We start from the raw sequence: 16,987 nt of genomic DNA, 5'->3' as shown, positions 1-16,987 counted from the left end.
AAATTAATACTGTCTATAACTAAAGTAGTGTATAGGCGCGCTGATAAATGTGGTCAGGCGATTCTTGCGCATTATGCCGGGTTTTTTTTCAGCGTTTCGCCGAAAAATACAGATCGAAAAAAAAGCTGTTGTTTGCTTTTGATTTTTGTGGTTGGGACGTAGGGGCGAGGTCGAGGGGGTTAAAGCAAAAAGGGCCAGGATGACCCTTTTTCAGGTGGCGGGATCAAGCAAAAACGAAGTACTTGCGCACGGTCTCCACTACTTCCCAGGTACCTTTCATGCCTGGCTCCACCACGAAGATATCCCCAGCGCGCAGATGGATCGGCGCCATGCCTTCAGGCGTGATCACGCAGTAGCCTTCCTGGAAATGGCAGTATTCCCACTTCACGTACTCCACGTACCACTTACCCGGCGTGCAGATCCAGGTGCCCATGATCTTGCTGCCGTCTTCGCTGGTATAGGCGTTGAGGTTGACGGTGTGCGGGTCGCCTTCAAGCTTTTCCCATTTGCAGGCATCCAGGACCGGCAGTGGGTGGGTGTCGCGCAGTACGGTGATGGGCTTGGACATGATGACTCCGAGGCAGGGAAGGGAAAGCTCAACCCTAAGGCCTTGGGCGCTGCGCCAGTGGTCTGAACTCGACATCGGGATGTCCAGAAGCGCAGGCCATGTGATGAGCTGGAAATCACCCCCATCCCTGTGGGAGCGGGCTTGCCCGCGATAGCGGAGTGTCAGGCAATGAAGAGGCTGGCTGCGCCATCGTCATCGCGGGCAAGCCCGGCTCCCACAAGGGGCATGTCTAAACGAAAGATTTGTGCAGTAACTGACCATTTCCTCGCAGTAAGTGCGAAATATTTCCCATCTCACGCCAGAATTCGCAAGAAAATTCAGAGCTGGCCCTCGTATCATTCACCCCAGTACCCAGTGAGAGCCTTGCAATGAACCCAATAAAAACGTGGTGGGATATCAGCCCGCCCTTGAGCACGGCGACCCCGACCTGGCCGGGCGATACGCCGTTCCAGGAAGAGCGCGTGTGGCAGTTCGGCCCGGAGTGTCCGGTAAATGTGGGGCGCGTAACCCTGTCGCCGCACACCGGTGCCCATGTGGATGCACCGCTGCATTACAGCGCCGATGGCGCGCCGATTGGCGAGGTTTCGCTGGATGTATATATGGGGCCGTGCCGGGTATTGCATTGCCTGGGCAGCGGCGCGTTGGTGCAGCCGCATCAGTTGCAAGGGCGTGTGGATAACCTGCCGGAGCGCGTGTTGTTGCGTACTTATCCACAAGCGCCACTGACTGAATGGGATTCGAATTTCACTGCCATCGCCCCGCAAACCATTGAGCTGCTCGCCGGCCTGGGTGTGCGCCTGATCGGTATCGATACGCCGTCCCTGGACCCGCAACAATCCAAGACCATGGATTCCCACAACGCCGTGGCGCGCCATGGCATGGCGATCCTCGAAGGCATCGTGCTCGATGAAGTGCCGGAGGGCGACTATGAACTGATCGCGCTGCCGCTACGTTTTGCCCATCTCGATGCCAGCCCGGTCCGCGCCATTCTCCGCCCGCTCAAGGAGCCCACGCGATGAGCCAATGTCCTTTCTCAGCTGATTACCAACCGCCGGAAGAATGGCATAACGCCGAACTGAATTTTTCCGAGTCCATGAGCTATGGCGATTACCTGGACCTGGGCAAAGTCCTCAGCGCCCAGCACCCGCTTTCTCCAGACCACAACGAAATGCTCTTCATCATCCAGCACCAGACCTCGGAGCTGTGGATGAAGCTGATGCTTCACGAACTCAAGGCTGCCCGCGAACATGTGCGCCTGGGTGAGCTGCCACCAGCGTTCAAGATGCTGGCGCGGGTGTCGCGGATCTTCGATCAACTGGTGCACGCCTGGGCCGTGCTGGCGACCATGACGCCGTCGGAGTACAAGGCGATTCGCCCGTTCCTGGGGCAGTCGTCGGGGTTTCAGTCGTTCCAGTACCGCGAGATCGAATTTATCCTGGGCAACAAAAGCCCGGCGCTGCTGCGGCCCCATGCTCATCGCCCGGATTTGCTGCAGCAATTGCAGGTGGCGATTGCCACGCCGTCGCTGTATGACGAAGCGGTCAACCTGATGGTCAAGGCCGGACTGGCGATTGACCCTCAGCGCGCCGAGCGCGACCCGACGGCGGCCACAGTGCATGACGACTCCGTGGAGGCGGCGTGGCGCGAGGTGTATCGCGACCCGAATCGGTATTGGGACTTGTATCAATTGGCCGAGAAGTTTATCGACCTGGAAGATTCGTTCCGCCAATGGCGCTTCCGACATGTCACCACAGTGGAGCGCATCATCGGCTTTCAGCCGGGTACCGGCGGCACCGAAGGCGTGGGGTATTTGCGCAAGATGCTCGACACGGTGCTGTTCCCTGAACTCTGGCGAGTACGTTCCACGCTCTAAACAAAAAAGCCCCGCATCTGCGGGGCTTTTCATTTGGAATGCAGCTAAAAATGTGGGAGCAAGCCCCCTCCCACAGAGTTTACTGGGTGACTGCAACTTTCCCGTTTCTGATCCGAAACCGATAGGCGATGTAGATAATTCCCACCCACACCGGCATCGCATACACCGACTCGCGAATCCCCGGAATCGCCAGCATCACGCCAATGATCATCACCATGAACGCCAGGCACAGGTAGTTGCTGAACGGGAACCAGAAGGTCTTGAACGACGGCGTCACGCCTTGCTCGCCCATGGCCTTGCGGAACTTGATGTGGGTCAGGCTGATCAGCGCCCAGTTGATCATCAACGAAGCAACCACCAGCGCGAACAGCAACTCCAACGCACTGTGCGGCGCGACGTAGTTGACCACCACGCACAGCATCGTCACCAACGCCGAAATCGCCAGGGCCCGCAGCGGAACGCCTTGTTTGTTCAGCTTCATCAGCGCCTTGGGCGCGTCACCCTGCTCGGCCAGGCCGAACAACATGCGGCTGTTGCAGTACACGCCGCTGTTGTACACCGACAACGCCGCGGTCAGCACCACGAAGTTGAGGATGTGGGCGGCGGTGTCGTTGCCGATCAGCGAGAAGATCTGCACAAACGGGCTGCCGCTGTAGGCATCGCCCGACGCGCCGAGGGTTTGCAGCAATTGATCCCACGGGTACAGCGACAACAGCACGGTCAGCGCGCCGACGTAGAAAATCAGGATGCGGTACACCACCTGATTGATCGCTTTGGGGATCACCTTGCGCGGTTCGCTGGCTTCGGCGGCGGTGATGCCGACCAGTTCCAGGCCGCCGAACGAGAACATGATGAAGGCCATGGACATCAGCAGCCCCATGCCGCCGTTGGGGAAGAAACCGCCGTGGCTCCACAGGTTGCTGACCGACGCTTGCGGGCCGCCAGTGCCGCTGAACAGCAGGTAGCAGCCGAGCACGATCATGCCGACAATCGCCACCACCTTGATGATCGCAAACCAGAACTCGGCTTCACCGAAGAACTTCACGTTCAGGGTGTTGATCAGGTTCACCGCAACAAAGAACACCAGCGCGCTGACCCAGGTTGGAATCTCCGGCCACCAGAACTGGATGTACTTGCCTACCGCCGTCAACTCGGCCATGCCCACCAGCACGTAGAGCACCCAGTAGTTCCAACCCGCCAGAAAACCCGCGTAGCCGCCCCAGTATTTGTGCGCGAAGTGGCTGAAGGAGCCGGCCACCGGCTCTTCGACGATCATCTCGCCGAGCTGGCGCATGATCAGGAACGCGATAAAGCCGGCCACTGCATAGCCCAGGATCATCGACGGCCCCGCCGACTTGAGTACCCCGGCCGAGCCGAGGAACAAGCCTGTACCAATCGCGCCTCCCAAGGCGATCAGCTGAATGTGCCGGTTCTTCAGGCCACGCTTGAGGCCCACCGGGTTAACCATGTCATCCGCCATTAACATTCCCTTCTACTTGTTTTTCTCAAGGGTGATTGCACGCCGCATCGGCCCCTCAGAACTGCTGAGGGTCAGATATTACTCTGCGTAAACTTTTCGTAATACAGCTGAACGCCATCAAGTGCCTGATCCACCAGCCATTGTTGAATGGATTCGACCATTGGAGGGGGGCCGCACACGTACATATCCGCCGATCTGTCCCGCAATTCGGCCAGGTCAAAATGTTCGGTGAGGTAGCCGCGCTTGCCGGGCCATTCGGATGAAGCATCGCTGAGTACTTCGGTGTAGCGAAATCCCGGGATTTTCCTCGCGTAGTCCTGGATACGCGCCGCTTCGCATAAATCCTCGGCACTGCGCACGCCGTAGTAGAGGTGCACCGGTTGCGAGCAACCGTTGGCCGCCAGTTCATCGAGCATACCCAGCAACGCCGACAACCCGGTACCGCCCGCCACCAGCACCAGCGGCCGGGTGACATGCCGGAGGTAGAACGCCCCCAATGGCGCCTCCAGCAGCATCGCGTCGCCCGCCTGGCAGCGTTCGCGCAGGTAGTTGCTCATCACCCCATCCGGCAGCAGGCGCACCAGGAACTGCAGTTGGTTACCCGGCCGATTGGCGAAGGAGTAGGAGCGCCAACTGTCGGTGCCGGGCACCGCGACACGAGCGTACTGGCCGGGCAGGAAATCCAGTGGCTGGTCCAGTTGCACCTGCAAGATCGCCGTACTGGTGGAGACCTGCTGCACGTCGCTCACCGTACCGCGTACCTGCACTGGCCCGGATGCATTGCACAGGCTTGAATCGAAGTCGAAGTAGAAGGTGGCGTCGGACTGCACCCGAGTCTGGCAACTGAGCATCTTGCGTTGCTGCAGGTCGAGGCTCGAGAGCGCTTCTTCGTCGACATAGTCCTGGGTGTACTCGCCGGATTCGCAACGCCCCTGGCAGGTTCCGCACACGCCTTCGCGGCAATCGAGCGGGATCTTGATACCGTTGCGCAGGGCTGCATCCAACAGGATTTCATTGGCGCCCACCGGGAAGAACAGGGTTTTGCCATCGGCAAAGCTGAAGGCCACTTTGTGATTCATTGGAAAAACTCCCGGTGCCTATAGGTGATAGAAATCCAGCACCGAGTTGATGGTGTCGTTGAGCAGCAAGGCGTGCTTGCGCATGATCAGCCAGCTGTCGCCCGCAGGCTTCAGGTGGTACGTGGCATGCCCGTAGAACTGCTCGGATGTGGCCAGGCGATAGAACAACGTGTGCCAGTTCAAGCGCACCTCCAAGGTGCCGTCAGCCTGCTCCGAAATGCGCAGGTTATTGATCAGGTGCAGAGTGCGCGGCATTGGCGTGGCCGAGGCAGCCTTGCCTGTGCGCAGGCGGAACACGCGGTCTTCCAGGCCTGAACGGTTGGCGTAGTAGATCAACGACATCTCACGTTTTGGGTCTTTGGTGTAGACGTGTTCCGAGTCCCATTGCGGCAAATGGAATTCGCTCTGGGGGTCGAACAACTGCACGTAGGCGTCCCAGTCCTGGGCGTCGCACAGTTCGGATTTACGGTAAAAAAACTGCTCGACCCGGTACTGCAATTGCGCATTCATCACTTCACCTCCCGCAGGCTCAGGGCCTGCTGGTCCAAACCCTTGAGCAGAAACTGTTGCCAATTGCGGTGCTGGTTGACGTACAAGCCTTCGTGGGTGAATTCAGTGCCGGTCATGGCCGGTTGAATGCCGATGGCTTCACTGTTGGGCGTGGGTCCGGTCTCCCAGCGGTGGCTGCCCCGTGATATATCGCTCCAGCGTTCCAGGCGGCCCTGGAAACCGCGCTGGGCTTCGCGAAACTCCACCAGGTCGTCCGGCGTGCCCATGCCCGAGACGTTGAAGAAATCTTCGAACTGGCGAATGCGGTTTTCGCGATCCGCGTCGGATTCACCCTTGACCCCCAGGCATTGGCTGATGATCTCGGTCTTGTTCCAGGCCACTGGGCGGATGATGCGCAGCTGCGAACTGATCTGGTCGAGAAAGAACAGGCTGGGGTAGATGTTCAGGTTGCGCAGGCGGTGCATCATCCATTCGGCCTTTTGCTGGCCATGTTCGGCCACCAGGCGCGGCATGATGGTGGCGTAGCCGGAACGTACGCTGGGGTTGGGCATGTCGCTGAACAACACACTGTGGCCGTTATTGAAGGCGAACCAGCCGTCATCGGTATTCGCGTCGCCGGCGCCGAGCTTGCTGTAGTCCAGCGTTGTACTCGCGCCTGCGCCGTTCTCGGTATTGACCTGCTGGCGGTGCTGCACCGTGGCCACGTAGTTGTAGTGCACGGTGCTGACGTGATAACCGTCCAGCCCGTTTTCGTTTTGCAGCTTCCAGTTGCCGTCGTAGGTGTAGGCCGACTTGCCCGGCAGCACTTCCAGCTCTCCCGTGGCCGATTGCGCCACCATCATGTCGAAGAACACTTTGGCGTCGCCAAGGAAATCTTCCAGGCTGTTGGTGCCGTTTACGTCAAGGCTGATAAACACAAAGCCTTTGTAGCTTTCGATGCGCGCCTTTTTCAGGCCGCGGGTGGCTTTGTCGAAACCTTCCGGGTATTCCCCCGGCGCCTTGACCTTGACCAGCCGGCCATCGCTCTTGTAGCACCAGGCGTGGAACGGGCAGGTGAAGGTGGACTGGTTGCCCTTGCCCACGCGAGTGAGGGTGGTGCCGCGATGCTGGCAGGCATTGATCAGCGCGTTGAGCCGGCCTTCGCCGTCGCGGGTGATGATCATCGGCTGGCGCCCGGCACGCATCGTCACGAAGTCGTGGTTATTGGCCAGTTCGCTTTCGTGACAGGCATAGATCCAGTTTTTCTCGAAGATCAGTTCCATCTCCAGGTCGAACAACTCGGGTTCGGTGAACATGTCGCGGGCGATGCGGAACACTTCATCTGCCGGGCGAAAGTCCAGGCAGCTTTCGATAAAGGTTTTCCACTGCTCGACGGTTCTTGCACCACTCATGGGAGGCACCTTTTGATAATGGCTAAAACGGGTGAGCCATTAAGGCGCTGCAAGAGGGCGGTGGGCTATCCGCTTAATGGGGGAAGATGGGCCGCAAAGTTGGGCAGCAAATACCCAACACGGTGCGGCGCGGTGACGCAATGGGCTACTGTCATTGCAGGTGACGGTCGCAGAAAACCTGAATTTATCCACATAGTCGACGGTTGCTATCCACGTGGTTGCAACGGTGCCGACGTGGCTTGGAACTTGCTGTCGATGTTCAACGACGCGCCGCCAGAGCGCGCAAACGCCTAACCGCCGTGGGTGCAGCCCGATGAGTAGCCAGACACGCGATATTCACATTCAACGCTTTGACCTCGAAGGCGCCCGCAGCTGGATGTCCGGTATCTGCGGGCCCCATCGCCTGGCGACGGCTAACCCCGAGCGCCTGCGATTTCACCACAGCGCCAACGTGTTCAAGTCCCGCGCCACCACCCTGGGCGTGATTGAGTACGGCACCGACGTGACCATCGACATCGAAGACGCCGAGCATTTCAGCAGCTACAGCCTGAGCCTGCCGTTGGTGGGCGAACAGGAACTGAGCAAGAACGGTGAACGCCTCAGGTCCAACCGCGACCAGGGCGTGATCATTTCACCCAACGAGCACCAGGTGCTGGCGATTTCCGGTGACTGTCGCAAGTTGCAGGTGGTGATCACCCGTGCGGCGATGAGCGAGTCGCTGGAAGGTTTGCTGCAACGGCCCATTGATGCGCCGCTGCGCTTTGAATCGGTGATGGATGCCGTGGACGGCGCCCCGGCTTCGTGGTGGCGCATGGCGCGATACTTCATCGCCGAACTGGAATGCAGCAGCGAGTTGTACGAGCAGGCCGCATTTACCCGGGACCTGGAAAGCTCGCTGATCAAAGGGCTGATCCTGGCCCAGCCGAATAACTATTCTGAAGAATTGCGCGAGGTGTTGGGGGTAAAACTGCCGCACTACCTGATTCGTGCGCGCCAGTACATCCACGACAACGCCCGTGAAGCGCTGCACCTGGAAGACCTGGAAGCGGCGGCCGGGGTGTCGCGGTTCAAGCTTTTCGATGCGTTTCGCAAGTACTTCGCCTTGTCGCCCATGGCGTATCTGAAGAAGCATCGGCTGGGGGCGGTGCGCCTGGAGATTCTTGAACAGGGCTCGATCCGAACCATCTCTGAAATTGCGTTGGGTTGGGGGTTTACGCACTTGGGGCGGTTTTCGGCGGAGTACCGCAAGCTGTTTGATGAGTCGCCCAGCCAGACATTGCAACGCAAGCGCCTGCGCATTACTTGAACCTGATGAAGATCAAAATGTGGGAGGGAGCAAGCCCCCTCCCACATTGGATTTTCAGTGCATATGGAATCTCAGATCAACTCCTCCACCAGTTGCAGGCAATGAGTCAGCCCCGGCGACTGGTCATTCACCCGTCGGCTCAGAATGATCGGCGAGGTTGCAGTCGCCTCCACCACCGGCGTATAGCCGATATCCGCCCGATGCAGCACCTGCACCGACGCCGGTACCAGCGTCACACCCATACCGGCGCCTACCAGGCCGATGGCGGTCTGCAACTCGTTGGTCCACTGCGCCACCTTCAGGCTCAAACCGTGGGCGTCGAACAGCGCGATCACATGGTCGGCATAACTGGGGCGCGGGTTGCCTGGGTAGAGCACAAAGGGCTCGGTGGCCAACTGGGCGAGGGTGGCAGGGGTACCCAGCAAGGGGTGGCCGCTGGGCAGCACGGCCACCAGGCGATCCTCCACCAATACGCGCTGGACGATGGCCGGGTCGTCGATGCGAATGCGCCCGAAACCCACATCGATGCGCCCGGCCTTGAGCGCTTCGACCTGTTGCAGCGTAGTCATCTCCGACAAGCCCAACTCCAGCTCCAGGGCCTCGTGATTGCGCAGCCTGCGAATCAGTTCGGGCAGCACGCCGTACAAGGTCGAGGGTGCAAAGCCGATGCCCAGCCACGTCTTCTCGCCAAGGCCGATACGCCGCGTGTTGTCGCAAACCGTGCCCAGCTGTTCGAGCAGCACATTGGCGTGTTCATAGAAAAACCGCCCGGCTTCGGTCAGGCGCAACGGTCGGCTCCGCTCCAGCAGCAGCACCCCCAGTTCATCCTCCAGCTGCTGGATTTGCCGGCTCAGGGGCGGCTGGGCGATGTGCAGGCGTTCGGCAGCCCGGGTGAAATTGAGGGTCTCGCCCAGCACCTGGAAATAGCGCAAGTGACGCAGTTCCATATCGACTCCTTTCATACCTTGAGGGTATCGCACAAGACCAATTCTATATTGGAACCCCGAAAAAATGCGGAACAGAATCGACGCTAATCTATAAAGAACCCAACGGGTATTGCCATGCCGATTTGCACCATCGAGTCGATCGACACCCTCATCGTCGATCTCCCCACCATTCGCCCGCACAAGCTGGCGATGCACACCATGCAAAACCAGACCCTGGTGATTATCCGTCTGCGGTGCACCGACGGCATTGAAGGCATCGGCGAAGCTACCACCATCGGTGGCCTCAGCTATGGCAATGAAAGCCCCGACAGCATCAAGGTCAACATCGACCGCCATTTCGCGCCGCTGTTGATCGGCCAGGATGCGAACAATATCAACGCCGCCATGTTGCGCCTGGAGCGCAGTATTCGCGGCAACACCTTTGCCAAATCCGGCATCGAAAGCGCCTTGCTCGACGCCCTCGGCAAACGCCTGGGCCTGCCGGTCAGCGAACTGCTGGGCGGGCGCGTGCGTGACGCGTTGCCGGTGGCCTGGACCCTGGCCAGCGGCAATACCGAACAGGACATCAGCGAGGCCGAGAAAATGCTCGACCTGCGCCGTCACCGCATCTTCAAATTGAAGATCGGCGCCGGTGAAGTCAGCCGCGACCTGGCCCATGTGATCGCGATCAAAAAAGCCCTGGGCGAGCGCGCCAGTGTGCGTGTCGACGTCAACCAGGCCTGGGATGAGGCCGTGGCGCTGCGGGCGTGCAAGGTGCTCGGCGACAACGGTATCGACCTTATCGAGCAACCCATCTCACGCAACAACCGTGGCGGTATGGCCCGGCTCAACCTGTCGAGCCCGGTGCCGATCATGGCCGATGAGTCCATCGAGTGTGTCGAAGATGCGTTCAACCTGGCGCGTGAAGGCGCGGCCTCGGTGTTTGCCCTCAAGATTGCCAAGAACGGTGGGCCCCGCGCCGTGCTGCGTACGGCGGCGATCGGCGAGGCGGCAGGCATCGGCCTGTACGGCGGCACCATGCTCGAAGGTGGTATCGGCACCCTGGCGTCGGCCCATGCCTTCCTCACGCTGAACACACTGGCGTGGGGCACCGAGCTGTTCGGCCCGTTGTTGCTCACCGAAGACATCCTTGCCGAGCCACCGGTGTACCGCGATTTCCAGCTGCATGTTTCCACCGCTCCGGGCCTGGGCCTGGCGCTCGATGAAGAGCGTCTGGCGTTCTTTTGCCGTGACAAACACTAAGAGGCGCCTGCCATGTTGTTCCACGTAAAAATGACTGTGAACCTGCCCCTCGACATGCCCTCCGAGCTTGCCGACAGCCTCAAGGCCGAAGAGAAAGCCTTGGCGCAACACCTGCAACAAGAGGGCAAGTGGCGCCACCTGTGGCGCATCGCCGGGCACTACGCCAACTACAGCGTGTTCGATGTCGACAGCGTGCAGGACCTGCATGACCTGCTGATGCAACTGCCATTGTTTCCTTACATGGCTATCGAAGTGAATGCGCTGTGCCGGCACCCGTCGTCCATCCATGCGGACGACCGCTAAGCCGGTTTCAACCTGATAATTACAAGATAAGGAGTGCACCATGTCCATCCGCCTGTCCCAGACTGCCCACGCCCAACGCTTTCTCGAAGAAGCCAGCGGCAACCTCAATGACGCCGGCAACCCGCGCGCCAAGGCGCTGATCTACCGGATCCTGCGCGACACTGTGAACATCATCGAAGACCTGGAAGTGACCCCCGAGGAGTTCTGGAAGGCGGTCAACTACCTCAATGATCTGGGTAAAAACCAGGAAGCCGGCCTGCTCGCCGCTGGCCTGGGCCTGGAGCATTACCTGGACCTGTTGATGGACGCCGCCGATGAGCAGGCGGGCAAGTCCGGCGGTACACCGCGCACCATCGAAGGCCCGCTGTACGTGGCCGGCGCGCCGCTGTCCAAATACGAGGCACGGCTGGATGATGGCAAGGATGACGCGGTGCCGTTGTTCATGCGCGGGCAAGTGCGCGATACCGAGGGCGGGCCATTGGCGGGGGCGGTTGTCGATGTGTGGCAGGCCAATACGGGCGGTACTTATTCGTGGTTCGACCCGAATCAGTCTGAATTCAACCTGCGCCGACGTATCGAGACGGATGCCCAGGGCCACTACCGTTTTCGCAGCATCGTACCCTCGGGCTACGGCTGCCCGCCGACCGGGCCGACGCAGCAGTTGCTCGACCAATTGGGGCGCCACGGGCAACGGCCGGCGCATATCCACTTTTTCATCTCGGCGCCCGGGCATCGGCACCTGACCACCCAGATCAACCTCTCGGATGACCCGTACCTGCATGATGACTTTGCCTATGCCACCCGCGATGAACTGATTGCCGAGATCCGCTTCAGCGACGATCCGCAACTGGCGCGCGAATTTGGCGTGGAAGGGCGGTTTGCGCAGATTGATTTTGACTTTGAGTTGCAGGTGGCTGATGCGCCGGTAGAGCAGAAACGCATGCAGCGCGTACGTGCCCTCGAGGACTGATCTGTGGGAGCTGGCTTGCCTGCGATAGCGATGGTGAATGTTCCACCGCTATCGCAGGCAAGCCAGCTCCCACATTGGTTTTGGGTGTTTGTGTTATTTGCGCACGACCAGGTCCAACACCTCATCCCGGTCCTTGATCTTCTGCAGCACTATCTCCGAACGGATATCCATCACCCCCGCCGTGCGGTTCAGGTGGTTCACGATAAAGTCCGAAAAGTGCTTGAGGTTGCGTGCCTGCACCCGCAGCACATAGTTGCTGGCACCGGTGATCACATAGGCGCTCGCCACCTCCGGCCAGCCTTGCACCTTCTTGATAAAGGTCTCATGCCAGTCCTCGATATCCTGGCGCAGCGACAGGTGCACGATGGCTTCGAGTTCGATCCCCAACTGTTCGGCATTCAATACCGCGCGATAGCCGCTGATGATTCCTTCGCTCTCCAACAAGCGCAAACGGCGCAGGCAGGCAGAGGGTGACAGCGCGACTTTTTCCGCCAGTTCCTGGTTGCTGATACGGCCATCCTGTTGCAGAAAATGCAGGAGGCGCAGGTCGGTGGCGTCGAGAATCATGCTTGGAAGATATCCGCGTGTTTTGAGTTTAAATTCGAATTTCCTACAGCTTAAATAGCCGTTTACCCACCACTTTGCACGAAAATTCTCTAAAAGTTCGTTCATTATTTGGTCCATCCTCACTTATAAAAACCAGGACGACCCATGACCACTCGAAGCCATTGCCAAGCCCTCGACACCCAGGACCCTTTGGCTCCCCTGCGTGCCCAATTCGCCCTGCCCGAGGGCGTGATCTACCTCGACGGCAACTCCCTCGGCGCGCGCCCGGTGGCAGCGCTGGAGCGGGCGCAGCAGGTGATCGCCCAAGAGTGGGGCAATGGCTTGATTCGCAGCTGGAACAGCGCGGGCTGGGCAGATTTGTCCCAGCGCCTGGGTAATCGCCTCGCACCGTTGATCGGTGCGCGTGAGGACGAAGTGGTGGTCACCGATACCACCTCGATCAACCTGTTCAAGGTGCTGAGCGCGGCGTTGAGTGTGCAGCGTCAACGCTCTCCGGCGCGCAAGGTGATCGTCAGCGAAGCGAATAACTTTCCCACCGATTTGTATATCGCCGAGGGCCTGGCCGAACTGCTGCAACAAGGCTATTCCCTGCGCCTGGTCAACAGCCCGGCCGAACTGCCCAAGGCCATCGACGCAGACGTGGCGGTGGTGATGCTCACCCACGTCAACTACAAGACTGGCTACATGTACGACATGGCGGCGCTGACTGCGCTGAGCCACGAGTGTGGCGCGCTGAGCCTCTGGGACCTGGCGCACTCAGCGGGCGCGGTGCCTGTGGACCTGCACCAGGCCGGCGCTGATTATGCCATTGGCTGCACCTACAAATACCTCAATGGCGGCCCGGGCTCTCAGGCATTTGTGTGGGTCAATCCGGCGTTGGTGGATGTGGTGCGTCAGCCGTTGTCGGGCTGGTTCGGGCATACCCGCCAATTCGCCATGGAGTCGAGCTACGCCCCCAGCGCCGGCATCGCGCGCTACCTGTGCGGTACCCAACCGATCACTTCGTTGGCCATGGTGGAATGCGGCCTGGACATTTTCGCCCAGACCGACATGGCCAGCCTGCGCAGCAAATCCCTGGCATTGACCGACCTGTTTATCGCGTTGGTCGAAAGCCGCTGCGCCGCCCATGGCCTGGAACTGATCACGCCGCGTGAGCACGCCCGGCGCGGCAGCCATGTGAGCTTCGAACACCCCGAAGGTTACGCGGTGATCCAGGCCCTGATCGCCCGAGGCGTGATCGGCGATTACCGTGAGCCGCGGATCATGCGCTTTGGTTTCACGCCGCTGTACACAAGCTTTACCGAGGTGTGGGACGCCGTGGAAATCCTCGGTGAGATCCTCGACAACGCCACGTGGAACCAAGCGCAATTCAAAGTTCGCAACAGCGTTACTTAAGAGCAACACAGGTCAAATGTGGGAGCTGGCTTGCCTGCGATAGCGTCGGTGCATTCACTACCGTTATCGCAGGCAAGCCAGCTCCCACAGGTTCAGCGTCAGCCACCATCACAATAATAAAGGGGCACTCCAGTGACCACGCCAGACAACGGCTTTGCAGAAATCACCCACCGCGAACTGGGCCTCAGGCGCCAGCTCACTTCCGGCCAGATGAGCATGATCGCTATCGGTGGCGCCATCGGCACCGGGCTGTTCATGGGCAGCGCCTACGCCATTGGCTATGCCGGGCCCAGCGTGCTGGTGAGCTATGCCATCGGCGCCTTGATCACCTTGCTGCTGATGGGCTGCCTGGCGGAGATGACGGTGGCCCATTCCACCTCTGGCTCCTTTGGCGCCTATGCCGAGTTCTACATCAGCCCGCTGGCCGGGTTCCTGGTGCGGTATGCCTATTGGGCGGCGATTGTGCTGGCGGTGGGGGCCGAGGTTACGGCGGTGGCGATGTACATGAAGTACTGGTTCGTCAATGTGCCGGAATGGGTATGGATCGTATCGTTTTCCAGTGTATTGATTGTGCTCAATGCGATCAGCGTGAAGACTTTCGGCAACTTCGAATACTGGTTCTCGACCATCAAGATCAGCGCCATTGTCGGCTTCATCATCCTGGCGGTGTATGTGGTGTTCGGTTCTGGCAACCCGCAGTACGGCGTGCAGAACTACACGGCCCACGAGGGCTTTTTTCCCCATGGCTTGAGTGGCATGTGGATCGCGGTGATCGTGTCGATCTTCAGTTACCTCAGCGTCGAGATGATCGCCGTGGCCGCCGGTGAAGCCGCCGACCCGGAGCAGGCGGTGAAGAAAGCGTTCCGCGCTACCATCGTACGGCTGGTGGTGTTCTACCTGCTGACCCTGGCGCTGATGCTCGCCATCGTGCCGTGGAACCAGGCCGGACAGGCCCAGAGCCCGTTCGTCACGGTGATGCAGACCATCGGCATTCCGGGCGCCACCGGGGTGATGAATTTCGTGATTCTGATCGCAGCGCTGTCGGCGATGAACAGCCAGCTCTACATCACCACGCGCATGATGTTCAGCCTGTCGCGCGCAGGTTTTGCACCCAAGTCCATGGGCGCCTTGAGCAAGAACGGCATCCCGCTGAATGCCTTGTTGCTTTCCAGCTCGGGCATTGCCCTGGCGACCCTGCTGAATGTGGTGTACCCGGAAAGCTCATTCACCCTGATGATGGCGATCTCGATGTTTGGCGCGATCTTCACCTGGTTCATGATCTTCCTCACGCACCTGTTCTTTCGTCGCTATCGCAAGCGCCATGGCGGGGCGAAGTTGTCGTTCCAGTTGCGCCTGTTTCCCTACAGTACGCTGCTGGGGTTGGTGCTGATGGGGGCGGTAATGATCACCACCTATTTCACCGAAGCGTTCAAGATGACCTTGGTCTTCGGCGTGCCGTTCCTGTTGATTCTGTCGGCGGTGTATTACGGGTTCTTCCGCAAGGGCAGGGCCAAGGCGTCGAACAAAGCCCTGGCGTAACCCGGCAGTTGCTCGAACGAGCGTGCGCATAACAGCAACGAGCGGCAGGCCCACTCCTCTTGCAGGGGGTGGGCTTTGAAACGGCGTTCTGACGGCCAGCGCTCCAGGGCTGCCTGAGGCACGATACCCAGGCCCGCGCCGCCGGCGACCATGCGAATCAACCCATCAAAACCGTCGGCGCGAATGCGCGTCTGCAAGCGAAAGCCTGCGTGCAGTGCCTGTTCTTCCAGGTAAACCGCCAGCGCGCTGTTGGCCGCCAGGCCCACGTAGTCGTATTGCAAGCTGTCGATAAAACTCGGGCGGGTCAACGGGTGGTCCAGGGGCATGATCAGCACCAGTGGGTCATCGCGAAACGCCAGGGTCTGCAAGCCATGGGTGTCCACGGCATCGGAAATAATCCCCAGGTCGGCGGTGCCCTGGCGCAAGGCGTGGGTGATGCGCAGGCTGGGCAATTCTTGCAGGTCGATATCGAGGTTGGGGTGCTCGCGCAAAAAGTGTGCGAGCAATTCAGGCAGGTACTCGCTAAGGGCGGTGGTATTGCACAGCAAGCGTACCTGGCCTTTGACGCCATTGGCGTATTCGGCCAGGTCCTGTTGCAGGTGTTCGGCCTGTTGCAACAGCAGGCGAGCGTGCCGAGCCAGGGCTTCGCCTGCCGGCGTTGGGGTGACGCCACGGCGGCCACGCTCAAGAAACGCGATGCCCAGTGAAGACTCCATTGCCCGGATGCGTGCGCTGGCGGCCGCCAGGGATAAATGGCTGCGAGCCGCACCGGCGGTGATGTTGCCGCTGTCGAGGATGTGCAGATAGAGGCGCAGGTCGATCAGGTCAAAGTGCATGGCTGCAGGTTTCCGGTGACTGGGCGGGCCCCTTCGCGAGCAAGCCCGCTCCCACATTTTGACTGTGAATACATTCAAGTGTGGGAGCTGGCTTGCCTGCGATGACGGCATCAGCCTCACAAAAAACAAGAGGCTGCCTCAGTATATGGCGAATTTTCAGCCTCTCTCCAGCCCTGCACAATCGGTGCATGAATACCTTCCTAGCGTTCTACCAAAACCTTGGTCCAACCCTGACGGCGTTGGTCATCACTACCTTCCTGCTGGCCGGCACGGTCAAGGGCATCATCGGCCTCGGCCTGCCCACCGTAGCCATGGGTATGCTCGGCCTGGCTATGTTACCGACGCAGGCTGCGGCGTTGCTGATCATTCCTTCGACTATCACCAATCTCTGGCAGCTGACGTTTGGCGGTCATTTGAGTGCCTTGCTCAAACGCCTGTGGCCGATGCTGTTGCTGATTTTTTTCGGCACCGGTCTGGGCTCCGTGTGGCTGGGCATGGACGGTGGGCCGTGGGTGGTCCGCGCGTTGGGTGCGGCGTTGTTGGTGTATGCGTTGAGCGGCTTGTTCCTGCCGACCTTCAAGGTCGCGCCCCGAACCGAGCGCTGGCTGGGGCCCTTGTGTGGGCTGATCACCGGCATCATCACCTCGGCCACCGGTGTTTTCGTGATCCCTGCGGTGCCGTATCTGCAAGCGCTGGGCTTGAGCCGTGATCAGTTGGTGCAGGCGCTGGGGCTGTCGTTCACGGTGTCGACACTGGCGCTGGCCGCCGGGCTGGCCTGGCGCGGAGCCCTGGGCGGTGGTGAAATCGGTGCGTCAGTGTTGGCGCTGGTGCCGGCATTGCTGGGGATGTGGCTGGGCCAAGTGGTTCGCCGACGCATCAGTGCGCTGTGGTTCAAACGCGGGTTTTTCACGGGCATGGCGTTGTTGGGAGGCCATTTGTTGCTGGCTGGTTAATAATGACCGTGCCTGTGTCAGCCGATAA

17 protein-coding genes are annotated in these 16,987 nt (G+C 60.0%); 9 read left to right on the top strand and 8 right to left on the bottom strand.

Translation table 11 applies throughout. From position 1 onward, the window contains the following. Positions 1-223 precede the first annotated feature (223 nt). A complete protein-coding gene (locus IH404_RS23770) occupies positions 224-568 on the bottom strand; it encodes a cupin domain-containing protein (protein WP_003194115.1) in 345 nt (114 codons plus the stop codon). A 368-nt stretch (positions 569-936) separates the two neighbouring features. On the opposite strand from IH404_RS23770, the gene kynB reads away from it, so the two are divergent. Both kynB and kynA read left to right on the top strand, forming a co-directional pair. After that, positions 937-1,587, top strand: a complete 651-nt coding sequence (kynB, locus tag IH404_RS23765) for an arylformamidase (protein ID WP_005791369.1) — start codon at positions 937-939, stop codon at positions 1,585-1,587. Beyond that, complete coding sequence (kynA, locus tag IH404_RS23760) at positions 1,584-2,441, top strand: tryptophan 2,3-dioxygenase (RefSeq protein WP_005791367.1); 858 nt, start codon at positions 1,584-1,586, stop codon at positions 2,439-2,441. The genes kynB and kynA overlap by 4 nt, the downstream gene beginning before the upstream one ends. Positions 2,442-2,520: 79 nt before the next feature. Here the strand turns inward: kynA and IH404_RS23755 are convergent, their stop codons facing one another. From IH404_RS23755 to antA, 4 genes are all read right to left on the bottom strand, one after another. Next, complete coding sequence (locus IH404_RS23755) at positions 2,521-3,921, bottom strand: amino acid permease (protein ID WP_005791366.1); 1,401 nt, start codon at positions 3,919-3,921, stop codon at positions 2,521-2,523. A 71-nt stretch (positions 3,922-3,992) separates the two neighbouring features. Further along, a complete protein-coding gene (antC, locus tag IH404_RS23750) occupies positions 3,993-5,000 on the bottom strand; it encodes an anthranilate 1,2-dioxygenase electron transfer component AntC (RefSeq protein ID WP_005791364.1) in 1,008 nt (335 codons plus the stop codon). Positions 5,001-5,018: 18 nt separating this feature from the next. Continuing rightward, on the bottom strand, positions 5,019-5,510 hold the full coding sequence (antB, locus tag IH404_RS23745) for an anthranilate 1,2-dioxygenase small subunit (RefSeq protein WP_005791362.1): 492 nt from the start codon (positions 5,508-5,510) through the stop codon (positions 5,019-5,021). Continuing rightward, entirely contained in the window at positions 5,510-6,901 is a 1,392-nt protein-coding gene (gene antA / locus IH404_RS23740) for an anthranilate 1,2-dioxygenase large subunit (RefSeq protein ID WP_005791361.1), read from the bottom strand. Before antA ends, antB begins: the two co-directional genes overlap by 1 nt. Before the next feature lie 313 nt (positions 6,902-7,214). On the opposite strand from antA, the gene IH404_RS23735 reads away from it, so the two are divergent. Beyond that, complete coding sequence (locus tag IH404_RS23735; RefSeq protein ID WP_194439195.1) at positions 7,215-8,207, top strand: helix-turn-helix domain-containing protein; 993 nt, start codon at positions 7,215-7,217, stop codon at positions 8,205-8,207. Positions 8,208-8,278: 71 nt separating this feature from the next. Here the strand turns inward: IH404_RS23735 and IH404_RS23730 are convergent, their stop codons facing one another. Then, a complete protein-coding gene (locus IH404_RS23730; RefSeq protein WP_005791357.1) occupies positions 8,279-9,154 on the bottom strand; it encodes a LysR family transcriptional regulator in 876 nt (291 codons plus the stop codon). Between the two features lie 114 nt (positions 9,155-9,268). Here IH404_RS23730 and IH404_RS23725 point away from each other — a divergent pair, with 114 nt between their 5' ends. The 3 genes from IH404_RS23725 to catA are packed head-to-tail and all read left to right on the top strand — an operon-like array spanning position 9,269 to position 11,669. Continuing rightward, entirely contained in the window at positions 9,269-10,396 is a 1,128-nt protein-coding gene (locus IH404_RS23725; RefSeq protein WP_005791355.1) for a muconate cycloisomerase family protein, read from the top strand. Between the two features lie 12 nt (positions 10,397-10,408). Next, entirely contained in the window at positions 10,409-10,699 is a 291-nt protein-coding gene (catC, locus tag IH404_RS23720) for a muconolactone Delta-isomerase (RefSeq protein ID WP_005791354.1), read from the top strand. Positions 10,700-10,739: 40 nt separating this feature from the next. Then, positions 10,740-11,669: a catechol 1,2-dioxygenase gene (gene catA / locus IH404_RS23715; RefSeq protein WP_194439193.1), complete on the top strand. Its 930-nt coding sequence runs from the start codon at positions 10,740-10,742 to the stop codon at positions 11,667-11,669. A gap of 93 nt (positions 11,670-11,762) precedes the next feature. On the opposite strand, the gene IH404_RS23710 is transcribed toward catA, so the two are convergent. Beyond that, complete coding sequence (locus IH404_RS23710) at positions 11,763-12,236, bottom strand: Lrp/AsnC family transcriptional regulator (RefSeq protein ID WP_005791350.1); 474 nt, start codon at positions 12,234-12,236, stop codon at positions 11,763-11,765. Between the two features lie 144 nt (positions 12,237-12,380). On the opposite strand from IH404_RS23710, the gene kynU reads away from it, so the two are divergent. Both kynU and IH404_RS23700 read left to right on the top strand, forming a co-directional pair. Next, positions 12,381-13,631: a kynureninase gene (kynU, locus tag IH404_RS23705; protein WP_194439191.1), complete on the top strand. Its 1,251-nt coding sequence runs from the start codon at positions 12,381-12,383 to the stop codon at positions 13,629-13,631. A 132-nt stretch (positions 13,632-13,763) separates the two neighbouring features. Beyond that, positions 13,764-15,170 (top strand): amino acid permease, encoded by a 1,407-nt coding sequence (locus IH404_RS23700; RefSeq protein WP_194439189.1) that lies wholly within the window; start codon positions 13,764-13,766, stop codon positions 15,168-15,170. On the opposite strand, the gene IH404_RS23695 is transcribed toward IH404_RS23700, so the two are convergent. Then, positions 15,116-16,006 (bottom strand): LysR substrate-binding domain-containing protein, encoded by an 891-nt coding sequence (locus IH404_RS23695; protein WP_194439187.1) that lies wholly within the window; start codon positions 16,004-16,006, stop codon positions 15,116-15,118. The genes IH404_RS23700 and IH404_RS23695 overlap by 55 nt on opposite strands. Before the next feature lie 188 nt (positions 16,007-16,194). Between IH404_RS23695 and IH404_RS23690 the strand changes: the two genes are divergently transcribed. Beyond that, a complete protein-coding gene (locus IH404_RS23690; protein WP_194439185.1) occupies positions 16,195-16,959 on the top strand; it encodes a sulfite exporter TauE/SafE family protein in 765 nt (254 codons plus the stop codon). Positions 16,960-16,987: the final 28 nt, after the last annotated feature.

It is taken from the genome of Pseudomonas sp. OST1909 (assembly GCF_015277575.1).
Taxonomy (GTDB): domain Bacteria; phylum Pseudomonadota; class Gammaproteobacteria; order Pseudomonadales; family Pseudomonadaceae; genus Aquipseudomonas; species Aquipseudomonas synxantha_A.
The sequence above is the reverse complement of the archived record's forward strand: the minus strand, read 5'-3'. Positions and strand labels throughout refer to the sequence as shown.

What these genes read in the sequence shown, in the direction of transcription:
- antA (WP_005791361.1), bottom strand. Translation starts at nt 6,901, where the DNA reads ATGAGTGGTGCAAGAACCGTCGAGCAGTGGAAAACCTTTATCGAAAGC.
- IH404_RS23770 (WP_003194115.1), bottom strand. Translation starts at nt 568, where the DNA reads ATGTCCAAGCCCATCACCGTACTGCGCGACACCCACCCACTGCCGGTC.
- IH404_RS23735 (WP_194439195.1), top strand. Translation starts at nt 7,215, where the DNA reads ATGAGTAGCCAGACACGCGATATTCACATTCAACGCTTTGACCTCGAA.
- IH404_RS23755 (WP_005791366.1), bottom strand. Translation starts at nt 3,921, where the DNA reads ATGGCGGATGACATGGTTAACCCGGTGGGCCTCAAGCGTGGCCTGAAG.
- kynA (WP_005791367.1), top strand. Translation starts at nt 1,584, where the DNA reads ATGAGCCAATGTCCTTTCTCAGCTGATTACCAACCGCCGGAAGAATGG.
- IH404_RS23730 (WP_005791357.1), bottom strand. Translation starts at nt 9,154, where the DNA reads ATGGAACTGCGTCACTTGCGCTATTTCCAGGTGCTGGGCGAGACCCTC.
- antC (WP_005791364.1), bottom strand. Translation starts at nt 5,000, where the DNA reads ATGAATCACAAAGTGGCCTTCAGCTTTGCCGATGGCAAAACCCTGTTC.
- IH404_RS23725 (WP_005791355.1), top strand. Translation starts at nt 9,269, where the DNA reads ATGCCGATTTGCACCATCGAGTCGATCGACACCCTCATCGTCGATCTC.
- IH404_RS23695 (WP_194439187.1), bottom strand. Translation starts at nt 16,006, where the DNA reads ATGCACTTTGACCTGATCGACCTGCGCCTCTATCTGCACATCCTCGAC.
- catA (WP_194439193.1), top strand. Translation starts at nt 10,740, where the DNA reads ATGTCCATCCGCCTGTCCCAGACTGCCCACGCCCAACGCTTTCTCGAA.
- catC (WP_005791354.1), top strand. Translation starts at nt 10,409, where the DNA reads ATGTTGTTCCACGTAAAAATGACTGTGAACCTGCCCCTCGACATGCCC.
- antB (WP_005791362.1), bottom strand. Translation starts at nt 5,510, where the DNA reads ATGAATGCGCAATTGCAGTACCGGGTCGAGCAGTTTTTTTACCGTAAA.
- kynU (WP_194439191.1), top strand. Translation starts at nt 12,381, where the DNA reads ATGACCACTCGAAGCCATTGCCAAGCCCTCGACACCCAGGACCCTTTG.
- kynB (WP_005791369.1), top strand. Translation starts at nt 937, where the DNA reads ATGAACCCAATAAAAACGTGGTGGGATATCAGCCCGCCCTTGAGCACG.
- IH404_RS23710 (WP_005791350.1), bottom strand. Translation starts at nt 12,236, where the DNA reads ATGATTCTCGACGCCACCGACCTGCGCCTCCTGCATTTTCTGCAACAG.
- IH404_RS23690 (WP_194439185.1), top strand. Translation starts at nt 16,195, where the DNA reads ATGAATACCTTCCTAGCGTTCTACCAAAACCTTGGTCCAACCCTGACG.